Below are 12,637 nucleotides of genomic sequence, written 5' to 3' on the forward strand. Positions count from 1 at the left end.
GATATTGAAATTAGCTTAAAATTTATTGAGTATAAAGTATAGATCATCAAAAAAAGAACTTGTAAATAAAATTAAGAAATATAAAAACGAATTAATCTCTAATGAACTGAATTGTAATTAAAGTCTTTACACTTTAATTACAATTCAATTATACTTGGTATAAATTTCTTAATTATATTCCATTCATCTTTATAGTGTTTATTACTAGTCTCTTTTCCATTTGCGCTAAAACTTTCAAATGTTAACCTAGCAATTTCAGATGATATTTTTTTAGGTAATACTTTATATTCTACATTTTCAAATTTTTGATAAATAACTTTATAACCTTGTAAATGTAGTTGCTCCCTATTTGAAATATTTTCAGTTTTGTGAGCTTTAAAAATTATTTCTTTACCCTTATTAAATTTCAAACCAATTACTGCATCATCCTCTATAAGTTTTAAATATTGAATTTTGGCATTTGGATTTTTACCATTTGAATATTTATAATCAATTCTTTTTTCCAATAATGTTCTAACATAAACTTTATTAATATGACCATTGTCATAACACTGTAATAAATATCCGTCAATATATTTTTTACTAATTGGTAAGGAATGCAAACAAAATTCTTCTGGATCTTTTTGCATCTTATATATTCCATTTTCAAAAAGATTAAAATATCTCAAAATTTCATCTTCAATATTCTCATTTTCTTTTATTGAGAAATGATCTTTTTCAGTTTCAACAATTTCATCCTCTATTAAATCAATGAACGATTTATGTTGATACGTTCTTGTAGGGCTTTCAAATAGTTCAAGGGTATGAACTTCTTCATCACTTTGAGATTCATCGTATTCAATTTCTTCTTCTGAAATAACAAATGTTTTTACTTCATCCTTCTTTGTGTTTTTATTTATGAAATCAATCATTTTTTCTATTTCGTTAGTTGGATTTCTTTTGTACGCAGAATATAAAATCCTATAAACTTTCCATCCAACTCTTTCTAAGAATTCTTGTCTTTCAATATCATAAGAAACATCTTCAGGCAAAGAGTGAAAAGGATCACCATCGCATTCTATTGCTACCCTTTTTCCATTATTATGAACCACTAAATCAAGTTTAAAATTCACATATGATTGCTTACTTGTTTTATGATTATAATAAGTCTCAGCTTCTTTCACCTTATACTGAGGCTCAATATAACCAAATCCTCTTTGTATTAATGCATTCGCAATATCATATTCAAACCAGCTATCAAAGATATTCGGCACATTATGTAAATTCCGAATTTCACTGCTATAATCCAATTTTAACTCTTCTATTGATTTCACTTCTTCATAGAAAAAGTTTAAAATTTTATTTCTAAAATCATGTAAATTTAAATCTTTTGCCTTAACAGAATGGAATAAAATCATTTGTTCTTTAGCTCTGCTTAATGCAACATTGATTTTCTTAAATTCATCTTGATCAGAAATTATAGCTCGTGGCTTTGAATTTTCATTTTTATTTAATTTTTCAAAATCAATAGCTACACCTAGTGAAACAAGCATTACATCTCTTTCATCTCCTTGAAATTTAGGAGAATCTTCGATAATTAATTTATGTTTATCGATTTTGTCTTTTCCAAATTCGTTAGCTAAATCCTCTTTTATATCTTTTAACTTCTCAGTATGTTTTGCCAGACCTAAACTAACAACACCAATTGTTTTATTTGAATACTTTTCATCGTTTAAAATATTTCGTAGATAAGATTTTATCTGCTCTATTTCTTTGTTGACAATTTTTTCTTCTGTAAAAGCACCTTCAATAAAAATAGCCACTTTCGGTTGAAGTCTATCTCCATTAATCTGCTTTAAAGGTCTAAGTGAATTATTATAAAAATTCAACTTTGAAAATTCAATTAACTCTGGAACGCATCTGAAATGCTCTTTCAATTCGAGATTAGAATTCCCAGCAATCATTTTTGAAAGCGTAAATAAGCTATTATCACTTTTTATGTGAACAATATTTGAATCCAAAAAATGCAAATATTTGTTTTTTATTGCTTCAAAATCATTTCCATCCGCTCCCGTTAAACTACTAGGAGAGGTCTGTTTATCATCACCAACAATTATCATGTTTTCAGTATAATAACCAAGCAGTAAGCTATTAAAATCTAACTGACTTGCTTCATCAACTATGATACAGTCAAAGATTTCTGGTTCGTTACCAACAGAATTTAAAACATCATTAAATTTCATAACCCAACAAGAAAGTTTTTTGCTTATTTGAACACTATTTTTTCTTGTTAAAATTTGATATTGAGTTTGATTTCTTATTTTTCTATTACTTTGATTTAAATTATATTTATACTGTTCTAGCAAATTAATAAAATCATTGATCTCATTTTCGTCGAATTTTTTTCTAAAATTGTCTTTTGCTAAATCAAAAAGTATATCGCATTTAGTACTGTAAATTTTTTTATTAATAAAAGAAAGATCCTCTTTAGTCTTTTGAATATCAATAAATTCGTTTAATATTAAATATGCATTTGCATTAGCAAATTCAAAATTTTCTTTAGTAATAAAATTTAATGACGTTTGATTTATTTTTTCAAAAGTTAAAGGTAAAACTACTTTTAATTGCTCTTTAGATTCTTTAAAAATTTTCTCGTTACTCAATTGATTTTTAATATCTTCTAATTTTGAAAAAAGTCGATCAAAAGATTCAATATCAACAATTCTTTCGAGTGGTAATAAACTTTTAAAATCGTCTCGGATTTTTGATTTTAGAATAATTGAACTGATTTCGGCTAATTCCCTAGAAATATTTTTGAACTTAAACTCCAATACTTTTAATTCATTAAAATCCTCCTGATATTCAATTGCTTTCTCTGTTAATTCTTCTATTGCAAATTTGTCAATATTCACAAATTTTGTGAATTCGACGATATTTGTAAACTGAATTATTTTAAGTAATTCCCCATTTCGTTTAACTTGTGAGATTGTTTCTTTTAAAATTTCTGATTTTGATTCAATATCAGCTTTGTCATCGTAATCAAAAAAATAACCATTACTTTTTAATAAATCGAAGTTTTTATTAATAAGGCAAATAGCTTGAAAAAAAAGTTTAAGTTTCGACATACCCTGCTTGGTATTTGTCTTTATCCCATTGATTGTTATATCTTCTAAATAAGCTACTTTTTTAAATTTAGAATCTAATCGTTTAAAAAAACCTACTTTTTCTTCACTAATGAATGAATAATAAGTTTCGATATCTAAGAGATATTTCGTTTCGTTATTTACAATATTAGAAAAGGTAATATTTGTCGTAATACTTTCTAGCTGGGGAATAGGCTTTATCTTTTTTAATAAAACATCTAAATCATTTTGTTTTTTTAAAACAACTTCAGAATTTGAAAAAGTACTCAAAACTTGCACAATTTTTTCTAAATCAATGCTTAAAAATTTATCTTTTAATTCATCATCTACTTTTAGTTTGCTAGTCAATCGTTCAATATTTTTCTGCATTTCTATAAATTCAGAAAAATCATAGGTCTTTAATTTTTTATAAATATCATTAAGATCAAAATCAATGATTTGGCTGTAATTAGTATTTACATTTTGATACTTAATATAATTATCAATTGTTTTTTTTAAACTATTAAAGTCATTTAAATGCTCAAGTGATAAATTATCTTTTATCCAATTCCAATCATTTGAATTTTTGCTTTCAATTTTTTCAACTATTTGATAAGCTTTTAAATTTGAAAAAGATTCATTAATAGTTATTTCATTATATTCTTTTTCTAAAGCGTTTATTATTTTAGATTTCAAACTTACGTAATCCTCTTTTAGCTTATTTAAATCTTTTATCTTAGATTCAATGTTTGTATGAAAATTATCTGTTAGAATACTTGAAATTTTGCTAATACTATTTTCTAATGAAAATCTGTTTTTATTTGTTTCTAATTGAATTTTCGTAAAAATTAAATCATCAAACGTTTCTGGGATTTTATCTAAAAGTGATTCTAGAGCTTTATCAGTTTGGGCAGTTACTAAGACTCTTTTACCTTGAGCTAGTAGTGAACATAAAATATTTACAATCGTATGAGATTTACCAGTCCCAGGAGGACCTGTAACAACTGTTAATCTATTTTTTAAATAATTTTCATAAATTTGTTTTTGTTCATTATTATACGGTAAAGGAAAAAACACCGAAAAATCCTCCTCAGCATTAAGTGAATTTGCTTTGTCTTTGTGATTTTCAAAAAGCTCATCAATAAAGTAATTTGATTTTGGATATGAATTAGTATGTTTAATTTCAGGATTTCTAATTAATAAATTTAAAAGGTCTGAATCATTTTCATTCTTTAAATTATAATCAATTATTGAATCGGTTAATTTTTCAAAAAATCGTGGTCTTTTAACTTTAAAATTTATTGCGGGTGAAAATGAAATTTTAAAAAAATCTTCTTTGTAAAAATCACTTTCTGGCTTTAAAATGGAATTTTGAAATTCCGAATTATCAGAAATTTTCTGTATTGAATTTGAAATTAATTTTTTCAAATCATCCTCATAGATAAAATCATAACCAAATTCGAGAATTTTAGATTCAAAACTATCAACGATATTACTTAAAATATCTTTCTCAATAGGGGTATTATTTAAGAAAAAAAAATCAGAATATGGACTTTCTAACTCAGAAAATTTAATTCTTATTTCATTATTTGAATTAATATCTAAACTTAAGGGAAAATGAAATAGATGCTGGTTAACTTTAGAAATATTTTTATTGTGATTATTTTTTGAGAATTGAATAAGAGCTAAACTTAAAACAATTTCTAAATTTGAATCATTCTTAATATCGTTATAAGCTCTATAAAATTTAGAATAGATGGCTTTATTTTTTTCAAATACTTTTATTTTATCGATTTCAATCTTCCCCTTTATACTATTTTGGAAAAGAATAAGTTCTTGATCTTCCTTGTTAATACTTGAAAAATTATTTTTAGCTTCATCAAATTCTATGGTTTGTATAAACTCATCTGGTATTTTTATATTTGGCTTTTTGGGCTTTGCTAGCGAAAATATAATCGTTTGCCTTTCAAAATTTGTTGAAAAGATATTTACTAAATTAGAGTTGCAAATTTCTGATTTAGTTAATTCATTTATTTCATCTATCCAAACAAAATTTGATGATAAACTTTTAGATAATACGTCTTTAACTCCTCTTTCTAGAAGTTTTTTATATTCTTTTAAAAAAGTAATGTATTGATTTATAACACTCATTAATCTAAAAATTTTATAATTTCAAATGTACAATTTCTTTTCCCTATTAATGAATTTACATAATAACTTATAAAATCTCTTTGCTCGAATCAGATAATATGTCAACTGATGATAGTGAAACTATTTCTTTGGACAGATCTTTTTTATTTTTCAATCCTAGATTTTTAAGCTTTGTAGCTTGTATAACCAAATTATCATTACCTGTGCTGAGTTGTTTGAATGCATCGTTATAATTTTCTTGGGCTCTATCAATTGATTTTCCCACAGATTCTAAATTTGACACAAATCCTACAAATTTATCATATAATTTTGCGCCTCTTTCTGCTATTTCAACAGCATTCTGATTCTGATATTCTCTTTTCCAAAGATCAACAATTAGTTTCAGTGAAGTAATTAAATATTAATATTTAGTACTTAATTTCTTTTACGGAAAACCATAATGCAAGTATTTTAAATATTACAGTTCGCTCAAAAATATCAATTATTAAATATCTATTAATAAGTAGTTATACCTGTTTATATGAAATTTAATTTTAAATAACCTTATTTAATACTATGGCACTCTTAATCATGTTGAGGGTTTTAATATAAATAACAAATCTAGATTAAAATGATAATTATAATTTATGACTATTTAATATATTAGCAATATAATTCTTACCGAGCACAGTAATTGAATTAATAAGAATTTCATTCAAACAAAGTTATTTCAAACTTATTTAAGAAATCTTAGATAGTGGTTGAAATGAAAATGTAGTAACCAACTTTAATATTATTAAATCTACGAACATAGTATGGATAAGGATAAAGCAATTACACTACTTAGAAAATCTCTCAATAATAATCATGCTCAATTTAGAGATGGTCAGTGGGAAGCTATACAAAAATTAATTTTTAATAAAGAAAAATTACTTGTTATACAGCGTACGGGCTGGGGAAAAAGCTCCGTTTATTTTATAACCACTAGAATATTGAGAGATCAAGGAAAAGGCCCAACTATTATCATATCTCCTTTATTGGCATTAATGCGTAATCAAATTGAATCTGCAGAACGTTTAGATATAAAGGCTGTATCAATAAATTCAACTAATATTGAGGATTGGAAAGATATTAAAAACTCAGTTCTCAGGAATGAAGTTGACTGCCTTCTTATTTCGCCAGAAAGATTGTCTAACGAGAGATTTATTGATGAAGTCCTCTATCCAATTGCCGACAAAATAGGGCTGTTTGTAGTTGATGAGGCTCATTGCATTTCAGATTGGGGTCATGATTTCCGTCCTGATTACAGACGAATTGTGGGAATCTTAAAAGTAATGCCTCAAGGAATGCCTGTTTTAGGGACTACAGCAACTGCTAATGATAGAGTAATAGATGATATCAAAGAACAAATTGGCGGTATTAGCATAATAAGAGGTTTGCTAACTAGAGAAAGTTTAAATCTTCAAAATATTAAACTAAATGATCAAGCATCCAGATTGGCTTGGCTTAAAGAAAATATTCCTAAATTAGAAGGTAGCGGTATTATTTATGTTTTAACTAAACGTGATGCTCGAACAGTTACAGATTGGTTAAATGAATGTGGAATTGATTCAGCATCATATTATTCTGATGTTCAAAATGATAATTTTGACGACTCGAACACATACAGAGAGTATTTAGAAGATGCTTTGTATAATAACGATTTAAAAGTACTAGTAGCGACCACAGCTTTAGGAATGGGTTATGACAAGCCAGATCTTAGTTTTGTAATTCATTTTCAAGCGCCTGACTCCATTATTAGCTATTATCAACAAGTGGGGCGTGCAGGTAGAGCGATAAAAAGTGCTCATGGAATTTTATTATCTGGACAAGAAGATGCAGAAATTCATGAATATTTTAGAGAACATGCTTTCCCTCCTGAGAAAACAGTTGCAGATATACTGAAAGCACTGGAAGACCATGATGGATTATCTATTCCAAAAATACAAGAAGTACTAAATATAAAACTTGGGCAGATTAATCAAACAATTAAATATTTAAGTGTTGAAGAACCTTCGCCAATTATTAAAGATGGTGCACAATTGAAACGATCCGCTGTTAATTACCAAATGGATACTGAAAAAATTGAACGATTAACAAACCAGCGTTTATTGGAATGGAATATAGTTCATGATTATTTAAGTACGAAAAAGTGTTTAATGTCTTTTTTACAGAAAGAATTAGATGACCCAAATATTGAAGATTGTGGTAAATGCGCAAATTGCTTAGGAAAAGCAATATTACCCATTTCCGTAGCTCACAATAATGTCATTGAAGCATCTATATATTTGAAGCAATCAGAATTTGATATTTTACCGAGAAAACAAATAGTCCCAAATGCATTACCCGAATATAATTTAAAAGGCAATTTAAAGAAAGACTTACAGGCGGAAACAGGAAAAGTTCTATCTCGTTGGGGAGACGCTGGCTGGGGCAAAATAGTTTCTGATGATAAACATTCTGGGCATTTTAGGGATGAACTTGTAGATGCTATGTATGAAATGATAGTGGATCGATGGCAACCAGATCCTTTTCCAGAATGGTTAACCTGCATACCTTCTTTAAGACATCCGGAACTAGTATCTAATTTTGCTGAAAGATTATCTAAAAAATTAGGAATTCCTTTCTTACCAATCATTAAAAAAATCAAAGATTCTCAACCTCAAAAAGAACAGGAAAATAGTTTTCATCAATGTAATAATTTAGATGGAGTATTTGAAATTAATGGTATAGTTGAAAATAAACCCGTATTTTTGTTAGACGATGCTGTAGATTCAAGATGGACATTCACTATAGCTACAACATTATTAAAACAATCTGGTTCAGGTTTAGTTTATCCAATAGCATTAACATCAACATCAGTAAGTGAATAGTATGATTTCAGAAAGAACAAAAGCCATATTACTATTAACATCATATTTTTCAAAAGATTTAGATAATATTTATAAACCATTATCTTTATTGGAATGGAACAGAATGGCTCGATGGCTATTGTCAAATGATTTAAAACCAGAAGATCTTTTAACTATTGAATTAAATTCAATTTTAAAGAATTGGGCAGATAAGACTATTGAAAAAAATAGGATAATATCATTGTTAGATAGAAAAATGGCACTTGCCATTAAGTTAGAAAAATGGTCTAAAGCAGGAATTTGGATAATTAATAGAAGTGATGAATTTTATCCTGAAAATTTAAAATTAAAACTCAAAGATCGTGTTCCTCCGATACTTTTTGGAATTGGTAATATGGAATTACTAAACAAAAATTATGTTGGAATTGTCGGTTCAAGAAATATATCAATACAAGATATAGATACTACTAAAGTAATTGTAAAGCAAATTGTTGATCAAGGATATGGAATAGTTTCTGGAAGTGCAAGAGGTGTTGATGAGCACTCTATGGTTGATGCCTTAGCTTTAAATGGATATTCAATAGGTATCGTTGCCGACAGTCTATTAAAAAAATCTTCTGCAAAAATATATCGTGAAAGTATCATTAATAATAGGCTAGTATTGATATCTCCATATAACCCCGAAGCTGGTTTCAATGTAGGAAATGCAATGGGAAGAAATAAATTAATTTATGTGCTTTCCAATGCTACTATCGTAATTAAATCAGATACTAAAGGGGGAACTTGGGAAGGTTCTAAAGAAAATATTTTAAATAAATGGGTGCCGTTATGGGTCGTTAATTGTAATAATAAGAATCAAAATAAAGGCAATGAAGAAGTTTTTAAACTAGGTGCAAAATGGTTACCAGAAGATTTAAAAATCAATATACAGGACTTGTTTGTTAATCCTTACAAAGAGCCAATTAATTTAAAACAAGGAGATTTATTTAGAGAAAGTATTGACAGCGATAATAAAGATTTACAAAACACAAAAGATATAAAAACTACAGATCATATCTTAAAGAATGAAGTAAATCAAATTAATTTGAATATAGAAGATGCCTCACTTTTTGATTTATTTATTTATAAATTAAATATTAAATTTGAGACAAATGAAATAATTAAAGATGAAATATTGAAGCTTTTTGTTTTAACCTCTAAACAAGTAGATGAATGGTTAAAAATGGGTGTCGAGCAAAAATTATTATTAAAAAAAACAAATCCGCTTAGATATATAGTAAATAGCAAATCAAGAATGAAAATAGAAATTTAAAGTCTTTCGTTTTATTTGACTAGAGTTAATTAATTTCTATTCTGTAAAAAACTTTAAAAATATGAAGGCCTTATAAGTTATTCCCATTCAAACTCCTTTAAGGATCTTCTGTTTTCAATAAAGTTTTAGTAGTATGTCCAGCTTAGATTTTTCCTGTTTTTTTTATTAAAATATCTAATTTTTAAATAAAACAACAACTATTTATTTGGTTCATTATTACAATAGAGATAATCAGCTATGATTTGGAGTATTTTCAGTATTTTAGTGTATATGCCAATTAATCATTTTAAAATTAACATATATGAACACAAGAGAACAAGCAATCAAATTATCTACAAAAGTTAGTGAACTAATTGATCCTAACAAGGGGGAACTCACTTTGACTTTTTTTGATAACACTCAAATTAAAATAAGATTGCTAAACCAAATGTCAAATTGGACGCCTCAAGAGTTTACGTGTATTTTGAAAACATTTACCAATGATATAAGTAAGACAACTTTATACGATATATACAACTTAAAAGACGTTAACTAAAGACTAATTAAGATGCACATGTTAAAATTCTATTGTAATCTTCAATTAGTTGGTTAGATATTTGAATGCTTCCCGCTACTAATAAAAAACACCACTTATTACAAGTGGTGTTTTTTTGTTTATAGCATTTTGTAATTATGGATGAATTTGTTGTCTACATTCTTTATTCTGAAAAATTCAAGAAAACTTATACTGGGTTTACTTCCAATTTAATTGAAAGATTTAAATCTCATAATTTTATTGAAACGAAAGGTTATACTCCAAAATATAGACCTTGGGCAGTAATTTATGTTGAGTTTTTTAATTCAAAATCTGAGGCAATGAAAAGAGAAAAATATCTACAACCAATATTCCAATTTTTTTTCTGAGTAGTAAGGCCCATAAAAAATTTGAACTTCTCTTTTTCCTGCTTTCGGAATCAAAAATGAGACTTTTATTTTTCCAGTTCGATTATCAATCAAGGTTAAGATTTTTACATATTTCTCAAGTATTATCCCTTCTTTTTGAGCCATTTTTATTATTTTCCTTGACTTTCTAATTGTTCTTTTAGTAGGTGAACAACCAAAAACTGCTTTATATTTTCTTGGTTGAATAGAGTCCAAAACCTTTTTATTGAGAACAGGTTCTATAAAATTTTCGTAATCGTTAAAGCTTACCCCAATTTCTCTATTATCATTTTCGTAAGAATAGATATGATCATTATCAAAAAGAAAATCTTCATAAATTCCATATTTTCTTTCTAAGAAATTATATCCCTCAACTATTAAAATTGTCGAACCTGTTGTGTCAATTCGCTTTTGTGTTTGGTACTCTTCTCTTTTTGAAATTAACAATTTGAAACACTTGATTTGTTCTGGTTCTAACTCGTTTTTTATTGAGTCTAAAGTTTTAATTGCAACTTCATTCCAACTGCTTTTCTTTTGTGCAAAAGATAGAATAGAAATTAGTAACATTAATATTGGCATGCTTTTTCTCATATTACTATGCTTTTATCTGATTCTTTGTAAGAAATACTCCCCCCTGCTAGCGCGAGCGTCCTGCTCATGCTAAAATTTTTTTTATAACCAAACTTAGGCTCACGAGCATGAAGCTCGCACCAGCAGGGAGCCACAAATTGCAAATCTGCGTATATTGGAGTTATCGGATTTTTATTTCATCCGTTTTGCTTCTATCTTTTTTCCATTCTGTAATAAAAACAAATTTGAAATTTCTCCTTTTTCGTTCTTTTCAAACTGAATTTGCGCATCTACTACTTTGTAGAAAAATAACATTTCACTTTCTACAAATATTCGGAACGCATCTTGTCCTGTCAATTGTGAAAATAGTTGGTCTTTATCTAATGAAATTTTGATTTCAAAATCTTTTTCAACTTCATAAGTCCCCACAAACTTTTGAAGTTCTTCAGTTGTAATACTAATTTCTTTTCTGATTTTTTGCGCAGGCAATGGTTTATTATATAAAATATTTCTAATTGCTTTTGAAGGAATTGAAACATTGCTGTGATTTTGAAGTATTATTATTGTTTTATCATTTGTAAGATGTCTATCGATAAAAGTTACATAACCTGGCCAACCCCCATCATGGTTTGCAATTTTTCCAAAATCAGCATTTTCTTCAATTCCCCAACCAAAACCATAATTCCTTTTAGCTCCGTCTTTCAAAGTTGTTAATTCAAAAACTGCTTTCATTCCCTCTTTTGTGAGTAATTTATTGGTATATAATGCTCGATCCCAAATCAGTAAATCGTTTACAGTTGAATTGACTGTTCCGTCTCCAACAATACCATCAAGCCAAATAACCATTTTAGTTTCTTTCAATTCGTCTGGTAAAACATATTTTTTCAAACTATCTGAGTAAACATAACCAAAAGCATAATTGTCAATTTTCTTTGGCGATAATCTACGATTGTAAACAAAGGTATTTTTCATTTTCAACGGTTGGAAAATAGCTGTTTTTAGATAGTCAGCGTATGTCATACCTGATGCTTTCTCAATTATTGATGCCAATAGTGCATAGCCCGTATTGCTATATTCCCATTTAGTGTTTGCCTCAAATAATATTTTTGGCTGATGTTTACTAAATATATCAATTATGTCTTTGTTCGTGGCAATTTTAGATTTATCAAATAGACTATCCATAAGCTGCATATAGTCTGGCAGACCTCCAGTATGGTTCAATAAATTTCTTACAGTTACACCTTTATAAAAAGAAAGTTCGGGTAAGTATTTTTTGATGTCATCGTCCAAATTCAACTTCCCTTTTTCTTTAAGTATCATTATCCCCATAGCTGTGAACTGCTTTGAACAAGATGCCAATTCAAAAATCGAATTTTCGTTCAATTTTTCTTTTGTTGTTTCGTTTGCAAGTCCAAAACTATGCTTATAAATAACTTTCCCTTTTTCTGCAATTAGAAAATTTCCATTGATTTTCTCTTTTGAATAAAGTGAATTGAGCAAACTGTCAATTTTTTGAATTCTGTCTTGTCCAAATGTAAGATGTGCAATTAAAAGAAGTCCAATTGTAATTGTTAATTTCATTTTTTATTTTTTTGTTAATTAATGTAGGTGAGATGTCTCGCAAAAATAGCCACCAACTTATTTACATGTGTGACAAAACCACACATAGCCATCCAAATTTGGATAGCTATGTGTGATAAATTTCATACATT

The 12,637-nt window shown here is 27.5% G+C and carries 7 protein-coding genes and 1 pseudogene; 4 read left to right on the forward strand and 4 right to left on the reverse strand.

Features of this window, described 5'->3' with window-relative positions; genetic code table 11:
* Window positions 1-137 precede the first annotated feature (137 nt).
* The gene (locus AC1Q5Z_RS19315) at window positions 138-5,252 is read right to left on the reverse strand and encodes an AAA family ATPase (protein WP_492446452.1); all 5,115 of its coding nucleotides are present in this window, start codon (window positions 5,250-5,252) and stop codon (window positions 138-140) included.
* 67 nt (window positions 5,253-5,319) lie between these two features.
* A pseudogene (rmuC, locus tag AC1Q5Z_RS19320) lies at window positions 5,320-5,649 on the reverse strand (DNA recombination protein RmuC); the annotation flags it as partial.
* A 397-nt stretch (window positions 5,650-6,046) separates the two neighbouring features.
* Here rmuC and AC1Q5Z_RS19325 point away from each other — a divergent pair.
* The 4 genes from AC1Q5Z_RS19325 (at window position 6,047) to AC1Q5Z_RS19340 (ending at window position 10,337) form a co-directional block, all read left to right on the forward strand.
* Window positions 6,047-8,143: a RecQ family ATP-dependent DNA helicase gene (locus AC1Q5Z_RS19325; RefSeq protein WP_492446453.1), complete on the forward strand. Its 2,097-nt coding sequence runs from the start codon at window positions 6,047-6,049 to the stop codon at window positions 8,141-8,143.
* 1 nt (window position 8,144) lies between these two features.
* A complete protein-coding gene (locus tag AC1Q5Z_RS19330) occupies window positions 8,145-9,434 on the forward strand; it encodes a DNA-processing protein DprA (protein WP_492446455.1) in 1,290 nt (429 codons plus the stop codon).
* 301 nt (window positions 9,435-9,735) lie between these two features.
* Window positions 9,736-9,969: a hypothetical protein gene (locus AC1Q5Z_RS19335; RefSeq protein WP_492446457.1), complete on the forward strand. Its 234-nt coding sequence runs from the start codon at window positions 9,736-9,738 to the stop codon at window positions 9,967-9,969.
* Between the two features lie 137 nt (window positions 9,970-10,106).
* Window positions 10,107-10,337 carry a GIY-YIG nuclease family protein gene (locus tag AC1Q5Z_RS19340; protein WP_492446459.1) on the forward strand — a complete coding sequence of 77 codons (231 nt, stop codon included), beginning with the start codon at window positions 10,107-10,109 and terminating at the stop codon, window positions 10,335-10,337.
* Here the strand turns inward: AC1Q5Z_RS19340 and AC1Q5Z_RS19345 are convergent.
* Entirely contained in the window at window positions 10,308-10,946 is a 639-nt protein-coding gene (locus tag AC1Q5Z_RS19345; protein ID WP_492446460.1) for a hypothetical protein, read from the reverse strand. The two genes, AC1Q5Z_RS19340 and AC1Q5Z_RS19345, sit on opposite strands and share 30 nt — an antisense overlap.
* Window positions 10,947-11,117: 171 nt before the next feature.
* Window positions 11,118-12,506: a serine hydrolase gene (locus AC1Q5Z_RS19350; protein WP_492446462.1), complete on the reverse strand. Its 1,389-nt coding sequence runs from the start codon at window positions 12,504-12,506 to the stop codon at window positions 11,118-11,120.
* Window positions 12,507-12,637 lie beyond the last annotated feature (131 nt).

The organism is Flavobacterium sp. GW823-FHT06G12 (genome assembly GCF_058794775.1).